At 55.8% G+C, this 15,341-nt stretch carries 18 protein-coding genes; 7 read left to right on the top strand and 11 right to left on the bottom strand.

The window, feature by feature from the left end; translation table 11 throughout:
• Positions 1–56: 56 nt before the first annotated feature.
• Positions 57–1,640 carry a M28 family metallopeptidase gene (locus tag MJ923_RS04205; protein WP_420854416.1) on the bottom strand — a complete coding sequence of 528 codons (1,584 nt, stop codon included), beginning with the start codon at positions 1,638–1,640 and terminating at the stop codon, positions 57–59.
• A 331-nt stretch (positions 1,641–1,971) separates the two neighbouring features.
• Here MJ923_RS04205 and MJ923_RS04200 point away from each other — a divergent pair, with 331 nt between their 5' ends.
• Entirely contained in the window at positions 1,972–3,156 is a 1,185-nt protein-coding gene (locus MJ923_RS04200; protein ID WP_240590018.1) for an alginate export family protein, read from the top strand.
• A 62-nt stretch (positions 3,157–3,218) separates the two neighbouring features.
• Here the strand turns inward: MJ923_RS04200 and MJ923_RS04195 are convergent, their stop codons facing one another.
• The 3 genes from MJ923_RS04195 to MJ923_RS04185 all read right to left on the bottom strand — a co-directional run bounded on the left by MJ923_RS04195 (position 3,219) and on the right by MJ923_RS04185 (position 5,182).
• Entirely contained in the window at positions 3,219–3,629 is a 411-nt protein-coding gene (locus tag MJ923_RS04195) for a GNAT family N-acetyltransferase (protein ID WP_240590017.1), read from the bottom strand.
• Positions 3,629–4,516, bottom strand: a complete 888-nt coding sequence (locus tag MJ923_RS04190; RefSeq protein WP_240590016.1) for a DMT family transporter — start codon at positions 4,514–4,516, stop codon at positions 3,629–3,631. Before MJ923_RS04190 ends, MJ923_RS04195 begins: the two co-directional genes overlap by 1 nt.
• A gap of 120 nt (positions 4,517–4,636) precedes the next feature.
• On the bottom strand, positions 4,637–5,182 hold the full coding sequence (locus MJ923_RS04185; RefSeq protein WP_240590015.1) for a hypothetical protein: 546 nt from the start codon (positions 5,180–5,182) through the stop codon (positions 4,637–4,639).
• Positions 5,183–5,325: 143 nt separating this feature from the next.
• On the opposite strand from MJ923_RS04185, the gene MJ923_RS04180 reads away from it, so the two are divergent.
• The gene (locus MJ923_RS04180) at positions 5,326–5,538 is read left to right on the top strand and encodes a hypothetical protein (protein ID WP_126166224.1); all 213 of its coding nucleotides are present in this window, start codon (positions 5,326–5,328) and stop codon (positions 5,536–5,538) included.
• On the opposite strand, the gene MJ923_RS04175 is transcribed toward MJ923_RS04180, so the two are convergent.
• A complete protein-coding gene (locus MJ923_RS04175) occupies positions 5,539–6,150 on the bottom strand; it encodes a hypothetical protein (protein ID WP_240590014.1) in 612 nt (203 codons plus the stop codon).
• A 225-nt stretch (positions 6,151–6,375) separates the two neighbouring features.
• On the opposite strand from MJ923_RS04175, the gene MJ923_RS04170 reads away from it, so the two are divergent.
• Positions 6,376–6,921 carry a putative hemolysin gene (locus MJ923_RS04170; protein ID WP_240590013.1) on the top strand — a complete coding sequence of 182 codons (546 nt, stop codon included), beginning with the start codon at positions 6,376–6,378 and terminating at the stop codon, positions 6,919–6,921.
• 164 nt (positions 6,922–7,085) lie between these two features.
• On the opposite strand, the gene MJ923_RS04165 is transcribed toward MJ923_RS04170, so the two are convergent.
• From MJ923_RS04165 to MJ923_RS04145, 5 genes are all read right to left on the bottom strand, one after another.
• On the bottom strand, positions 7,086–7,832 hold the full coding sequence (locus MJ923_RS04165; RefSeq protein WP_240590012.1) for a substrate-binding periplasmic protein: 747 nt from the start codon (positions 7,830–7,832) through the stop codon (positions 7,086–7,088).
• A 137-nt stretch (positions 7,833–7,969) separates the two neighbouring features.
• Positions 7,970–8,578 (bottom strand): fumarylacetoacetate hydrolase family protein, encoded by a 609-nt coding sequence (locus MJ923_RS04160; protein WP_240590011.1) that lies wholly within the window; start codon positions 8,576–8,578, stop codon positions 7,970–7,972.
• A gap of 9 nt (positions 8,579–8,587) precedes the next feature.
• Positions 8,588–9,601 carry a succinylglutamate desuccinylase/aspartoacylase family protein gene (locus tag MJ923_RS04155; protein ID WP_240590010.1) on the bottom strand — a complete coding sequence of 338 codons (1,014 nt, stop codon included), beginning with the start codon at positions 9,599–9,601 and terminating at the stop codon, positions 8,588–8,590.
• Positions 9,602–9,675: 74 nt separating this feature from the next.
• Positions 9,676–10,185 (bottom strand): type II secretion system protein, encoded by a 510-nt coding sequence (locus tag MJ923_RS04150; RefSeq protein ID WP_240590009.1) that lies wholly within the window; start codon positions 10,183–10,185, stop codon positions 9,676–9,678.
• A 159-nt stretch (positions 10,186–10,344) separates the two neighbouring features.
• Complete coding sequence (locus tag MJ923_RS04145; RefSeq protein WP_126166218.1) at positions 10,345–10,911, bottom strand: PhnA domain-containing protein; 567 nt, start codon at positions 10,909–10,911, stop codon at positions 10,345–10,347.
• A gap of 100 nt (positions 10,912–11,011) precedes the next feature.
• On the opposite strand from MJ923_RS04145, the gene MJ923_RS04140 reads away from it, so the two are divergent.
• On the top strand, positions 11,012–11,683 hold the full coding sequence (locus MJ923_RS04140; RefSeq protein WP_240590008.1) for a DUF2461 domain-containing protein: 672 nt from the start codon (positions 11,012–11,014) through the stop codon (positions 11,681–11,683).
• Between the two features lie 40 nt (positions 11,684–11,723).
• Here the strand turns inward: MJ923_RS04140 and MJ923_RS04135 are convergent, their stop codons facing one another.
• Positions 11,724–12,296, bottom strand: a complete 573-nt coding sequence (locus MJ923_RS04135) for a TetR/AcrR family transcriptional regulator (RefSeq protein WP_420854409.1) — start codon at positions 12,294–12,296, stop codon at positions 11,724–11,726.
• Between the two features lie 114 nt (positions 12,297–12,410).
• On the opposite strand from MJ923_RS04135, the gene MJ923_RS04130 reads away from it, so the two are divergent.
• From MJ923_RS04130 to MJ923_RS04120, 3 genes are all read left to right on the top strand, one after another.
• On the top strand, positions 12,411–13,040 hold the full coding sequence (locus tag MJ923_RS04130) for a glutathione S-transferase family protein (RefSeq protein ID WP_240590006.1): 630 nt from the start codon (positions 12,411–12,413) through the stop codon (positions 13,038–13,040).
• Positions 13,041–13,052: 12 nt separating this feature from the next.
• Positions 13,053–13,721, top strand: coding sequence for a glutathione S-transferase family protein (locus MJ923_RS04125; protein WP_240590005.1), 669 nt, complete (start codon positions 13,053–13,055; stop codon positions 13,719–13,721).
• A 96-nt stretch (positions 13,722–13,817) separates the two neighbouring features.
• Positions 13,818–15,164: an RsmB/NOP family class I SAM-dependent RNA methyltransferase gene (locus MJ923_RS04120; protein WP_240590004.1), complete on the top strand. Its 1,347-nt coding sequence runs from the start codon at positions 13,818–13,820 to the stop codon at positions 15,162–15,164.
• Positions 15,165–15,341 lie beyond the last annotated feature (177 nt).

The raw sequence follows: 15,341 nt of genomic DNA, 5'->3' as shown, positions 1-15,341 counted from the left end.
AAGCACTGCAAGAAAAAAGAGCGGCTTAGCCGCTCTTTTTATTTACCAGCAAAAACTTAACGGCCATCTTTGGCGCGGCGGGTTTTGAAGTCAGACTCTTCCAGCCACTTGGGCCATTCGCTGCCATTGGCAAGGCGCGAGAGGATCTGCTCAATCAATTTAAGATCCTGCTTTACGCCACCGAGCTGCCAGTCCGGGGAGTAATCGTCGGCGCCCTTGTGGTACTTGTGGGCAATGTAGTCAGGGTCAGTGTCACCCAGGCTCATAAACAGCAGTCCGGGCACCCCTTGCTGCGCCAGAGCAAAATGATCTGAGCGGAACATCAGGCCATTTTGAGGTCGTGGGTCGGCCTTTACCTGTCGGTTCTGGACGTTGGCGGCGTCACTGAGCATAGTTTCCAGCTCAGAGACCCCTTCACCGTAGCGCAATATGTAATCCACGCCCTCGCCCACATTCATGCCATCAATGTTTAAAAAAGCCACCAGCTTCGATGTCGGCAATGGCGGATTTTCAGCAAAATACTGGGCACCAATCAGGCCGGTTTCTTCAGCGGTGAAGGCCGAGAAAATAATGCTTCGGGCGGGCTTTTCAGCCTCTGGCAGCGCAGCATAGTGCCTTGCCAGCGCCAGCACCCCGGCCACACCAGTGGCGTTATCCACGGCGCCATTAAGGATAACGGTTTTGCCCGCTTCCTCGGTTTGGCCAAGGTGATCCCAATGGGCATGCATCACCACGGCTTCATCGGCATTTTTGTTGCCGGGCAGTATAGCGGCCACGTTATGGGACTCGGCGCGCTCAATATGGTTATTGAGGGCCAAATCGGCCTTCACCGACAAAGGCACGGCTTTAAAGCCAGGCGCCTTGGCAGCGGCTTTCAGCACTTCAATATCCTGGCCGGAAGCCGCCAGAATCTGCTTGGCCGCCGTATATTGCAGCCAGCCCATCACCCCAACCTGACTTTGGTTGTTGTTGCCATCGACCAAAGTGAATTTGGTATTGGTATTGGAATTTTTCACCACGCCCCAACCGTACGCCGCCGGAGCATCTTCATGGACGATAAACACGGCTTCTGCCCCCTGACGGGCCGCTTCTTCATACTTGTAGGTCCAGCGGCCGTAGTAGGTCATGGCATTGCCTTTAAAGACCTTGGGATCCTGGGTGGCAAAGCCCGGATCGTTAACCAGCAGCACTACGGTTTTGCCGCGCACATCGATACCTGCGTAGTCATTCCAGCCGTATTCGGGGGCATTGATGCCGTAACCCACAAACACCATGTCGCTGCCACTCAGTTCTACCTTGGGTACCACCCTCTGGGTACGGGCGGTGAAATCCTCGCCCGGGCTAAAGCTGAGCTCGCCAACCTTAAGCACCATGCTCTGATCGGCGGTGATTTTCGCCATAGGCACTGCCTGCAAATATTCGCCATTGAACGCCCCTTTCAGGCCCATAGACTTAAAGGCCTGGGTGAGGTATTCGAGGGTCTTTTGCTCACCACCGGAGAGGGGCGCGCGGCCGCCAAAGGCGTCACTGGCAAGGGTTTTCACGTCTTCGCGGAATGCGGTTTCATCGAAAGTCAGCGGCGCGGCCTGCAACGGCAATTGGCTAAACAGCAAGGTGCAGGTCGCAATCGCGCTGGCAATAGCCGGGCGTGCACTAGTCGGGCGGGCAAATTTCACGGGGGATCCTTATTGTGCTTTTTGAGCCATTGTAAGGCGCATCCGGCGCATTGCAATGCGCATAGCCGTTTTTAAAGAAGGTTGAGGTTAGCGTATTGCATCGCTCAAAAATACCTACTTAGAGGTACACCTATATGGGTATAAGCCATTGATCTGATTCACACTTTCAACCGACAAACCCCGACTTCAGGGAAAACTTGTGCCAGATCAAGAACCGGGCGGCGAACATGCCAATAACATGCGCGCATACAGGAAACACCCAAATGATAACAATCAAAGTCCCGAGGATGACATCATGAAATTCAGCACTGCCGCGCTAGCCGTTTCCACTGCCCTGCTCAGCCTGTCCAATGTTGCCGCTGCCGACCCTGTCAGCAAGGCTTTGGTTGAAGATGCCAAGGTGAATGTGCAGTTCCGCGCCCGTTTTGAGCAAGTTGACCAGCTTTCCGATACCCAGGATTTAACCTCACTGCGCACCCGCCTGACCTATCAAACCGGCGATTTGTCCAATTTCTTTGGCCTGGCCGAAGTAGATGATGTGCGCTCTACCGATGAAGAGCCCTGGATTGCCGACTACGAATACACCGAAATCAACCAGGCCTTTATTGGTTACAAGGCCCCGGGCGACACAGTGCTCAAGTACGGCCGCCAGCGCATTTTGCTGGATAATCAGCGTTTTGTCGGTGGCGTAGGCTTCCGTCAGAACGAGCAGACCTATGATGCCTTCTCAGTGCAAACCAAGGGCGTGACCAACCTGACCGCTTTCTATGCTTACATCAACAATGTAAACCGCATCTTCAGCGAAGCCTCCGGCAAGTCAGATCACAAGAACGAAACTCACCTGCTGAACCTGAACTACAAGGCCAACAACTGGGCCGATATCTCGGGTTACGCTTACCTTATCGACAACCAGAACGTCAGCCGCTTCTCCACCGACACCTATGGTGTGCGCCTGACCGGTAAGGGCGATGTGGGCAGCCTGAAACTGGCTTACGCATTGGAATACGCCAAGCAGAGCGATGGCGGTAACAATACCCTCTCTTACGATGCCGACTACCAGCTGGCAGAAGCCTCACTTGGCTTCAGCGGCGTGACAGCCAAGCTGGGTTATGAAGTGCTGGGCTCTGATAACGGCAACGCCGGCTTTATCACGCCGCTCGCCACCCTGCATGCCTTCCAGGGCTGGACCGATAAGTTCCTGTTTGGCGGCGCCGGTAACTGGGACAAGGGTATTGAGGATTTGTACTTCAGCGTGGGCGGCGCAGTTGCCGGGGTGAAACTGCTGGCGGTATACCATCAGTTTGAATCCGATGTAGACAACATCGACATGGGCGACGAATGGGGCGTTAGCGTAACCTACCCCTTCGCCAAGCACTACAGCGTGGGCGCCAAGTATGCCAGCTTCTCGGGTGCTGACGCAGGCTACGCCTTCAGCAACGATACCGACAAGCTGTGGCTGACCTTCGAAGCCAAGTATTGATTGGCCTGAGCCAACAAAGCCGCCCTCGGGCGGCTTTACTTTTTTCTCTATAAGCCAGCAGCTTACAAGGTCTTGACCAGATACCAGCGCTTGCCACCTTCAACCGGGTAATCCTGCTGGCACCACACCTCACTATAACCGCGGGCGCGGTAAAACTGCGGCGCCTGAAAATCAAGAGTATCCAGCAATAACCAGCGACAGCCCCGGGTTCGGGCCTCATCCTCCGCCGTTTGCAGCATGGCGCTGCCAACGCCCTGCCCTCGCAGCGTTGCCGATACCCAAAAGTTATCAATCAGACACCAGTTGCCAAAGGTACGTCCGGCAATCCCAGCCAGCAGTTCGCCCTGGTCGCCAAGCTTTTTAAAGCCAATCGCACGGCGCAAGCTGGCATCCCAATGCGCAGCGTTAAAGGTAGCAATCTGTGATTTCACCTCGTCAGCAAAAGCCGCAGATTCATCAAGGATAAAGTCCATCAGCTTTCTCCGGCCAAACGGCGCAAGCGAGGCACGCTGCCGGTGCTGATAGCCGTGCCGAGCAAAATGATGGCAGTGCCCACCACAGTGTGCCAACCGATATGTTCGCCAAGGAACAAGGCCCCCCACAGAATGCCAAACACAGGAATAAGAAAAGTAACGGTTAATGCCGAGGTGGCGCCCACATCATCAATCAGGCGGAAATACAAAAGATAAGCCACGCCGCTGCACAGCACCCCCAGGGTAACGACCGCCGCCATGGTGCCAATAGATGGCATGGCCGCCGGGGGCGTGGCAAACAGCAGCGTTGGCAACAACCAGGCGCTTGCCGCCCACATGCAGCCGTGGGCATTACTGTAGGCACTGCCGTGGCTGGAGGCCTTGGTGTAGATGCTGGCGATGGCGTAACAGATGGCTGCACCCAGCCCGGCGGCCAACGCCCACAGCCCTTGACTCGACAGCGACAAACTTTCGACCCCGGCCAGCAGCACCACACCGCAAAAGCCGGTCACCAGACCACCGAGCGCCGCCCCTTTGGGCATGGCGCGCTGCCAGATGGCCAGCAGCAAAGTACTCCACAGCGGCGCCGTGGCGTTCAACACCGACATCAAGGACGCCGCAAGTTCGGTGGCAGCAAAGCCATACAGCAGAAACGGCAGCGCAGTATTAATGCCACCAAGAATAATAAAGTGCTTCAGTGGCGCGCTGCCAATCAGTGCCTTTTTCAGATAAAAGGCGCCGCCGAGCAAAAATAAGGCCGCAAAGGTGACCCGCAAAAACATCAGCCACGCGGGGCCAAGTTCGGTCACACCAATGCGAATAAACAGAAAGGATGCTCCCCAAATCGCGGAAAGCAGCAATAACTTAAGCCAGGCCCCAACGGACATAATGCGATTCCCCCATCAGCATTGCGCCAGTGTAGGGAGCCGATGGGAGACTGTAAAGGCGGGAATTCGGTCAAAACACATTGTTTTTGGGCCGATTTTCGCGCTTTTTATCGGTGAATTTCAGTCCAGGCGGCGCCAGACTTCCTCTTCTTTAAGAACGCCATCTTCCACTCTGCGGGTGTGCCATTCGTTGCCGATAAGCTCGATTTCAAAACCAAACCCCTGCCCCTTGGGCACGTTGAACGAGTTCAGCGATGGGTACTCGGTGTACTCGTTGCCTTCGAGACGATACTCACCGGCGCCGGCGGCCCAAAACTCAGTTTTGTTTTTCACGGTTTTCATGGTGGTAAAACTGAAATAGCCGTTTGAAATAACCTTGATGGCGCTGAGCTCCAGGCTGGCATAGTCAATCCACTTACCTTCGCCATCAAGATAGCGGCCAGACACCAGAGTCCAGCTGCCGTTGAGTGTGATGATTTGGCTGGGCTCTGTTGCCTCAGCGGCCGGTTTTTCTGCCATTTGCGGGCCAGCCGGCACTGTGTCGATTAAATCTGAATCGGCCAGCGCCAACTCCGCCTGGGCGACTCCTGTGAATGATGCAGCGGACAAAGCGCCAAACAATGCCACAGCCAGTGTTACGTCCCTGAATTTCAATCTCATTTTCATGTATTCTCCTCCTGTGAACGGCTTGCATTGTGCACCGCTTCGAGGCGGATTGCCCGCCTTTTCAGCAAAATGCAGTTTTCACGGACACAAACACCCGGCCATGGGTATAATTGCCCACAACAGAGTAATTGTGGGCAAACACCATGACCGATTTCAGCCTTATCAACAAAAGCAGCAGCCAGTCGTTCAACAGTCAGAAACGACTGATCAAGGCACTGCTGGCCGGGCAAACCATTCCCTGTGAGAAGTGCGGCAAACCGCTGTCAGCCTCGATGCCGGGCAAGGCCGACACCCAGATCCTGGGCCATATCCGCTGTGCCAAGGGCTGCACCGACATTGAGCTCGAAGTCGAATAATTATTGATCTGCCAGTAACTTGCCATCCGCCGTCACATTCAGACGGCGAATTTCCAACAGCCGCGGTGGCTCAGCCATCGACTGCTGTGGACCATGTACCAACAGCTCCGCATTAATACTCACAGGCAGCAGACTTTGGCTGCCAACATTGAGGTTTTGCACCGCAATCCTGTCACCCAGAAAGCTGGCATCGAGCTGGCGAATGGTCCCTTTGGGAATATCAAAGGAAAAGAGTCCCAGATACCAGAAACTGCCCGAGCCCTGATTGGACACCACAAAGGGCGCCAGCAGCAGCTGAGTATTGTTAAACGGGGCATTGAGTGCCTGCATCCTGGTGTAATCCAGCGCCACTGTGCCGCGCACTGGCCCGTCAACATATTCACCAATCACAAATTTTTGCCCATGCCCCTCGATAAATTTGCTGAGCGGGGCCTTGGCGTTACTATCGGGCACCGCAATCTCGAAAGCCGACAGCGTTTTTAAGGAAAACAGTGTCAGCATGACCGGGTTGGCCTCAGCCAGGGTTATCTCCTTCGGCGGCTCAGTGCTTTGACAAGCGGGCAATGCCACACCAAGGGCTGCAGCCAGCAGTAATGGGCGCAGTGAAGCCATGTTTTTCTCCTGAAATTGATTGGCATTCCTGAGTTCAGACAATAGCACGGCCTCCCGGGAGTATGTACGGGATCGCAAACTTTTGTGACACAGGCAAAAATCAGTCCCGTGCAGTCTGGAACTTTCGTATTCAACACCTTATTCTGGCTCAGTTTAAGTTGTAATCATGGCCGCATTCTGCGGCTCTTTTCAGTTAGGGGAAGACTCCCGACCACAGGAGGTGTTATGAAAAACTCAGCCAAAGCGCTCCTTTCTGCTCTGCTCGTTGGCAGCCTGTTAACCGCATGCGGTGAAGCGCCTGCGCCAGAAGCAAAAGCGCCGGCACCCGCCAAAGAACAAGCCGCAAAAGAGCCTGCCAAGGAAGCGCCAGCCACCGAAACGGCGGCCACTGAAGGCCAATATCAGGAAAAAACCACCGGCCTTGCCAACCCAGGCGCTGATTTCTGTATCAAGCTTGGTGGCGAGTACAAGATTGTTGAAGGTGCCGATGGCCAGCGTGGAGAGTGTCACCTGCCAGATGGCCGCGTTGAAGATGCCATGGCGCTGTATCGCGGCCATGCAACGGCTGCCGCTGACAAGATGGCCACCGACGCCAAAGATGCGGTTGCCGCCATTGGCATGGCGAACCCTGCCGCTGAGTACTGCGTAAAAATCGGCGGCGAGCACAAAGTTGTGAAGGAAGAAGCCGGTGAAGTGGGTTATTGCCACCTCAAAGACGGTCAGGTCGTGAATGCCTGGGATTACTTCCGCGCCCATCATCAGCAGCAATAAGCGAAGCGCTGCCCTTTGAAGCGTCCAATTGCAGCCATGCATTGGGCGCTTTTGTTTACCCAAACCCTAAAGCAAGTGGCCGAAAATGGCAGAAGGCAGCGCGGATGCTCCTCCCAACGCTGCCAGAGCCACTGCTGTCAGCGCCAATTCGATTGCCATTGCTATTACTTGTTTTGTGGCGCGATCGGTATAGGCTCGCCAAAAATCGCCCGCTCAAACACTCCGTCGTGATAGGCCTTGTCGGCCAATGTGGCTAATTCATTGTTGCTGATGGCAAGTTTGTGTCGGCGACTGACCGCAAAATGGATAATGCGCTCGGGCTGCACCCCAAACTCAGACACCCGCACCGCCTCATGGAAACCACTGAACTGGCTGGCGAGAAACGGCAGCGCATTTTCAGGCGCAATCACCAGCCCTACCCGGTCGGCAAGCAACATGCGCACACCGGTGGGCAAATCGCTGACCACCTCACGCTGAAGCTGCTTATCTTCATCAAAACGTTCGAAATACAAGGTGTTGCGACTAACCGCTATCCGCTGACCACGTAAATCTTCGTAACGGCGAACCGGCTCTGTGCCCGGGCGGTGCAAAAACACATACCGGGCATCCTGACGATAAGGCAGCAGCATCCAACGCTGGTCACGATGTTCAGAATTGATAATACCGGCAACAATGTCGACCCGGCCGGTGTCGAGCATATGCAGGCAACGGGCAAAATTAGGGCTGGGAACAAACACCGGCTGGTGGTCGATAAGCTCGGCCAGTTTCATCAGGGCAATAATGTTATCGCCGTGGGGTTTGGGTTCAAGGCTCTGGTACGGCGGAAACTCATCGACACAGGCGCGCATCTCGGCAGAGCAAACGCCAAACGCGCAAAAAAGCACAATAACGACACTTGCACGCAGGATCATCAATCGGGCTCCACTCTGGACATAACCAAAGTATTACTTCTTTTGGCTGATTTTACGACCATCATCAGCTTACACCCCGCCGAGCAGCAGGCGGGGCCTAAGCCAAGGCAAGTATGGCGTCAGCCAAAAAAGCAGCCTCAGCGCGCCAGCCAACTGACGCTGGTCAGTACCTTGCCGTCCAAAAGAAGCTCTGCATGATAATTGCCACCGGCCACGAGCGCCCCGACACCGGCGGGCGTGCCGGTCATCAGGATGTCGCCATCTTCCAGCGTCATAAAGCTCTGCACCTCTTCCAGCAGTTGCTGCGGCGAAAACAGCATCAGCCCGGTGTGCCCTTCCTGCAGCTTTTTACCGTCGCAGCTGAAGGTTAACCCAAGGATGTCACTGCCATGGCAGGGCACAAACTCCCCAAACAGCGCCGAGCCGTCAAAGGCTTTGGCTCGCTCCCAGGGCAATCCCTTGGCCTTGAGCCGACTCTGGCTGGCCCTTTTGGTCAAATCGAGTCCCACAGTGGCGGCCACCAGCTTGCCACTGGCAACCATAAAGGCAATTTCCGCTTCATAGTGAAGCGCTTCACCCAGCTCGCTGTGCAGTACATTGCCGATGGCGCTGGCGGGTTTGACAAACACCACAGGCTCGCTGGGCACTTCGTTGCCAAGCTCCTCGGCGTGGGCCACATAGTTGCGGCCAATGCAGACAATCTTTGATGGATAAATGGCTTTTCCGGCTAAAAACACGGCTTTCATCTGCGCTCCTTAAGCGTATTCCATCAAAAATTCATCGAGTTGTTCGTTGACGATTTCAATCTCGTCTCCGGCATATTGGGCAATGTGATACAGCCCCTCGCCTTCGTTGGTCACGGGAATATTGGTAATGCCAATCACAATACCGTCGCTGGGGGCGCGAATTGGCAGGGTGTCCTGACTGTGGGGGCTTGCCAGATACGCAAGGATATTGCCCTTATTCACCCGCTGCCCCAGTTTCACTTTTTGCAGCACCAGACCATCGGCTTCGGAGCGGATCCAGTAGCTTCTGATAGAGGCCACATCCGAAGCGCCCCGCGACAGACGGCCCTTTTGCAGGCCCAGATGACGCAGCAAATTCACCGCCCCCTTAAGCCCGGTACGTATGGCAGCCTCGGAGAAGCGCAGCGCCTCTCCGGCTTCGTACAAAATACAGGGCACGCCAGCCCTGGCGGCATATCCCCGCAGCGAGCTGCCCTTGGCTTCGTTGTGCATAATCAGCGGCGCACCAAAGGCGCGCGCCATGCCCATCAACACCTCATCGTCAGTGTTGCAGCGGATTTGTGGCAGATTATCGCGGTGAATGGCGCCTGTGTGCAGGTCGAGAATATGGGTGGCGCGGGATACCAGCTCACGGGTCACCAGATGGGCCAGGCGGCTGGTAAGGGCACCCTTTTCCGAGCCGGGGAAGCAGCGGTTAAGGTCACGCCTATCGGGCAAGTAACGGGATTTTTGAATAAAACCAAACACATTGACCACGGGCACCATCAGCACTGTGCCGTAGAGCGCCTTGGGGTTGATACGCCCTTGCAGGCGGCGACAGATTTCGATGCCGTTAAGTTCATCGCCGTGAATGGCCGCCAATACCAACAGCACAGGACCGGGTTTATTGCCGTGAAAGACTTCCACCTGCAAATCCACCGGCGTGTCTGTGTACAGCCTTGCTACCGGCAGACGCACCGTGGTTTGGGTTCCGGCGACAACCTGAGTGCCGCCCAATTCGAAGGGTTCGCGTTTTTTGGCCATATTTGCTTCCCGCAGGCATTTTTATCCATTGTAACTCAGACCATTAGCAAGGGAAGCCCCGACACTGTGGCGCGTTAGCAGTCGCTGTCGACCACGCTGATGGAGGGTGTACCACTCGATTGCCAGATGTAATGGATATAGCAGTTGGTGGCAATCACCTCGGCCTGAGTCGGCTGAGCACTGGTGAGCTTGGCTGCGGGCGCTGCCACTACCTGATAAGTGCCGCTAACAAAAATGCGATAGCGCCAGTCGTTCACATCCATGCTGGCAGCTTTAAAGATCTCCGGAGGGGTGCTGTAACCGGTACTGGGCGAGGTGCCATTGCTGCTGGCTGCCCAGGGCTGACCCAGCTCGCCGCGAATGTCTTCGTAAACCACGCGGTTGCTGCCGGCATTGCGAATTTCAGACGCGGATTTAAACAGGGTCACAGCCCCTTTCATGGCCGCTTCGGCGCCTTTGAGCTGGGCTTTGTAGGCATCACTGCTCAAATTGATGAACTTGGGCGCGGCGGTTACCGCAAGAATTCCCAGAATGATGATAACCACCACCAGCTCTATCAGGGTAAAGCCCTGCTGCTTTTTCATAAGTTGCCCCCCACTACTGCTTATTTTGTCACTATAGCCAACATCGCCCGGAGGTAACAGCACTTCGGTCAGCTGCTGCAACTTATCCGATTGTTTTATAAACGCTATGACCAATAAAAAAGGCCGCCCGCAGGCAGCCTTCTTGCTGATAGAGTACCCTTAGGCCTTCTTCACGTAGCAGCTCAAGATAACGATTCGGGTACCGTTTACCCGGCCTTCAATGTGCTCGGGGTTGCTGGTCAGGCCGATGTTACGCACGGCGGTGCCACGCTTGGCCACAAAGCTGGTGCCCTTCACGTTCAGATCTTTGATGATCACCACGGTATCACCGGCAGCGAGCTGAGCGCCATTGCTGTCCAGGGTTGGCTCGGCGTCGGCATCCAGCGCAGCTTCGGCATTGGCGGCGTCGACCCAGGCCTGGGTGTCTTCATCCAGATACATCATATCCAGCAGATCCTGAGCCCAGGTTTCGCTGGAAAGTTCTTTCAGCATACGGGCGGCCATCACCTGCACCGCAGGTACAGTGCTCCACATGCTTTCGTTCAGACAGCGCCAGTGGTTTACATCCAGGGTGGCGGTATCGGCGATTTGCGCCTGACAGGTACCGCACAGAGCGATATCGTTGTCAGTACGATCGCCACTGGCTGGCACTTCAAACAGGGAAAGTTCGGTCTCTGCGCTGCAGAGTTCACATTTGCCGCAGGCACGGCTGATTGCATCAGTCATCTTGATCTGTCACTTTTACCAAAACCAAGGATTCTATCAAAAACCTTACTCGCCGTCAGTGATCTTCCCCAAAAAGCGAGCCCGGTTCATGGAGTAAATCATGTTCACCCAAGCGACCTTCGACTTTCTTGCTGCCCTCGAAGCCAATAACGAGCGCGACTGGTTCAAGGCCAACCAGCCCACCTACGAAGACCAGGTGCGCACCCCCGCCCTTAAGTTAATCGAAGCTGCCGCCCCCGGCATTGTCGCCCTGTCACCGCGCCTTACCGCCGTTGCCAAAAAGGTGGGCGGCAGCCTGATGCGGCCCCAGCGGGACACCCGTTTTGGCCACGATAAGCGCCCTTACAAGACCAATGTCGGTATTCAGTTTCGCCATTTTCAGGGCAAAGATGTGCATGCGCCCGGGCTGTATTTGCATATAGCCAATGACGGCTGCTTTATTGGCGCCGGCATCTGGCACCCCGAGCCCAAGGCGCTGAATGCCATCCGAAGCTGTATCGATGAAAATCCTACAAGCTATCAAAAGGCGCTGAAGGCGTTGACTGACGGCGGCTTTGCCATGGACGGTGACAGCCTGTCGCGGCCGCCGCGCGGCTTTGACAAGAGCCACCCATTAATTGATGAGCTGAAGCGCAAAGACTTTATCGCCGTTAAACCTTTAACAGCCAAAGCAGTGCTGCAAGCCGACTTTGCCTCAAGCCTCGCCGCCGAGTTTGCGCACTGCCAACAGCTGATGCGCTATTTATGCTTTGCGCTGGAGCTGGATTACTGAGTTTTTCTGCCGGTTCTTTCAGCCGAACTGCAAGATAGGCTCAGGCAGGCGTTTTCCAGCGCTGGATTTCGCCCCTGAGTACCACCATGGCAGCGTCGAGCAGCGCAAACTGCCCTGACTTGCCAAGCACCCGGATGCCCTGCAGCTGCATTACCAAAAAGGCCGCCAGCTCGGCGGCACGCGCCTTGGTCTGATAGCGTGCAATCACCTTGAAAAATGCCTGCTCCAGCCCTTCAAACAGCGCATTGCCAAGACGCCTGACTTCGTCATCTTCCACGCAGCGCTCCAAGAGCGCGTTTTGCATAAAGCAGCCAAACTGCTGATCTTTTTGCTTGGCGGCAAACTCTTCAACCAAATTTATCAGCGCGTCCATATCGGCATCGTCGGCTTCCAGCGCCTCGAGCCCGGTCAGGCCACGGGTGTACAGATAACGCCTGAGCGCATCACGGTACAGAGTCAGCTTATCGCCAAAGCTGTTGTACAGGCTGAAGCGATTTATCCCCAGGTGCTCGACCAGATCGGCCACCGAAGTGCCCTCATAGCCCTTTTGCCAAAACAGGTTCATGGCCTGCTCCAGCTTTTCCTCTTTGCAAAAATTACAGCTTCTCGCCATCGGGACATATCTCGTCACTAAAGTGAATATGAACAGACAATCTAATTATTGACCGCTCGTTCAGTTATGGGGTAGATTCTATCCTAACCGATCGTTCAGATAAAGAGAGACCTTATGAAAATCCTCGAACTCGCCCCGACTCCCAGCGCCCGCCGTGTGGGTATTTTCCTGGCCGAACTTGGCCTGGATGTACCAAGAGAGCAGTTGGATTTACGTGGCGGTGACAACCTGACCCCTGAATTTAAACGTAAAAGTGTCAATGGCCGCATTCCGGTGCTGGCGCTCGACGACGGCACCCACATCTGTGAATCGGTCGCCATCTGCCGCTATTTCGATGCCCTGCACCCAAGTGACCAAAGTCTGTTTGGCAACAGCCCGCTGGAGCAGGCACAGGTAGAAATGTGGAACCGGGTACTGGAACTGAACGGCCTGATGGTCGCGTTTCAGGCATTTCGTAACCTCACCGGCTTTTTCAAAGACCGTGAGCGCTTTGTTGAGGCCTGGGGCAGCGAGTCCCGTGAACGCATCATAGAATTTCTGCCAACCCTGGAAGCACGCCTGGAGGGCCGGGATTTTGTTGCCATCGACCGCTTCAGCATCGTCGATATCACAGGTTTTGTGCTGATTGGCTTCCTGCCACGGCTCGAGATCGAACTGACCGACGCCATGCCCAACATTCGCCGCTGGCACGACGCCATCGCCGCGCGTCCCGCCGTCGCCGCCCTGCTGGCAAGCCAGCAATAAAAGGAGCACACCATGATTGAGCTTTATACCGCCGCAACCCCCAACGGCCATAAAATTTCCATTGCCCTTGAAGAACTTGGGCTCGAGTATCGGGTACATGGCCTTGATCTCATGACCCTTGAGCAAAAAAAGCCCGAGTTTCTGGCCATTAACCCCAATGGTCGCATTCCGGCAATAGTAGATACCGATAACGACGACTTTGCGGTATTTGAGTCGGGCGCCATCTTGCTGTATCTGGCCGAGAAAACCGGCAAGTTAATGCCATCCGAGCCCAAGGCGCGCTCGCAGGTTATCCAATGGCTGATGTTCCAGATGGGCGGCGTTGGTCCCATGATGGGTCAGGCGAACGTGTTTTATCGCTACTTCCCGGAAAAAATTCCAGCCGCCATTGAGCGCTATCAAAAGGAAGGGCGGCGCCTGTTCGAGGTGATGAATACCCAGCTTGAAAAGCATGCGTATCTCGCCGGAGACGAGTACAGCATTGCCGATATCGCCACCTTCCCCTGGGTGCGCATCTATGACTGGAGCGGCGTGGATATCAGTGGTTTGGATGCACTGCAAAACTGGCTCGAGCGCATCGCTGCCCGGCCGGCCGTAGCCAAGGGTCTGGCAGTGCCGCCGCCAAGCGAGAAATCCGCCGAAGAGCGCGCCAAAGACATCGCCAAGATGGTCACCCGCTGAGAAGTGAGTCTCAGCAGTTTGGCTCCCGCTATCCCAGATGCGCCCTTGCGGCGCATCTGCTACAATCGGCGCCGGTTTTTTTACGCAGGCACGCCCATGTCACATCCAGCACCTCTCTCGTCGGCCGAGCGCCGCGCCATCAGTTATGCCAACACTTTGCATCTGCTGGTTTCGCATATTTTTAAGCAGCGCGAAGGCGCCGACCGGGTACTGGCCAACTATTTCCGTGAGCACAAAAAGCACGGTTCCAAAGACCGCAAGCTTATCCGTGAGACCCTGTTTGGCCTGTTCCGTTGGTGGGGCTGGCTGAAAAACCTGCCTGCGGCTGAGGGCGACGACATTGATGCGGCTGGTATGAGCTCAGATCAGGGACAGCGCTGGTTTACCCAGTTAAGCCTGGTGGCCGCCATAGAAAACCATCCCTGGCAGGATATCCAGAGCGGCTGGCTGTCACAGGCCAATCTGGCTACGTTGGAAATACCCGCCTTTGGCGATACCCCGGAAAGCCTCAACACCCTTTGCACCGCCTTAGGTAGCCAGTTTGGCGGTGAATTCGCCCCAAGGGACCTGCTGCCGGACTGGGCCTGGGAGCACATCAGCCTGGCCGAGGGTGACAAGCTCGCCTTTGTCGATGCGCTTTGCCGCCGCCCGCCCCTGTGGACCCGAGCCCAGGGCGGATCCCGCGAGCAGGTGATAAAGCAACTTGAGGCCGATGAGATTACCGCGAAGGCAAGCCAGGTATTTGATGATGCCATCGAACTTGCCAGCCAAAGCATTAACCTGGATGCGGTGGCGGCCTATAAGTCGGGCAAACTTGAAGTGCAGGATTTGGCTTCTCAGGCCATTGGTGAAGTGGCCGCCCCCGGCGCCCGTGAGCGTTGGTGGGATGCCTGCGCCGGCGCCGGTGGTAAAAGCCTGCAGCTTTTCTCACTCATGCAACAGCAAGGCGGCGTGGGTGAACTCATCGCCTCCGACATTCGCCCCAAGGCACTGGAGGAGTTGCTGCGCCGCGCAGAGAAAGCCGGTTTTGCGCCGATCCAAGTCAGCCCCTGGCGCAGTGACAAACTGCCGGTCAAGGCAGACTATTTTGATGGTGTACTGGTGGATGCGCCCTGCTCCTGCACCGGCACCTGGCGCCGCAACCCCGACATGCGCTGGATTGACGATGACAGCACTATTTTGGATAAGCCTGCACTGCAGCTGGATATTTTGCGCCGCGCCAGCGCTGCTGTGCGCAGCGGCGGCGTGCTGGTGTACGCCACCTGCTCGCTGGCCCGTGCCGAAAACGAGGGCGTGGTCGAGGCCTTTTTGGCCTCAAATGAAGATTTTGAGCTCGATGCCACTGCGCATCCCTTCAGTGGTGAACAGAGTGCAGTTCTCACCCTGTGGCCGCAGCAGGCTAATGCCGACGGCATGTTTGTAGCCCGCATGCGTCGCCGCTGAGGCAGGTTTGCGGCCTTCATAAAACCGAACACAAACGAATCGCCCGGGGCTGGGATTTAAGGCTGGTTTCAGACTGTGGCCGCCTCTCTGCTTCGGGCAATTTTTTTCACCATAAAACAATAAATTTTTCGCTTTAGCTTGTCATGACCATTGGGTAAAAAGATCCTGTGCCAGAGT

Origin of the sequence: Shewanella zhuhaiensis (assembly GCF_022484835.1) — a bacterium.
GTDB classification, from domain to species: Bacteria; Pseudomonadota; Gammaproteobacteria; order Enterobacterales; family Shewanellaceae; genus Shewanella; species Shewanella khirikhana.
The sequence above is the reverse complement of the archived record's forward strand: the minus strand, read 5'-3'. Positions and strand labels throughout refer to the sequence as shown.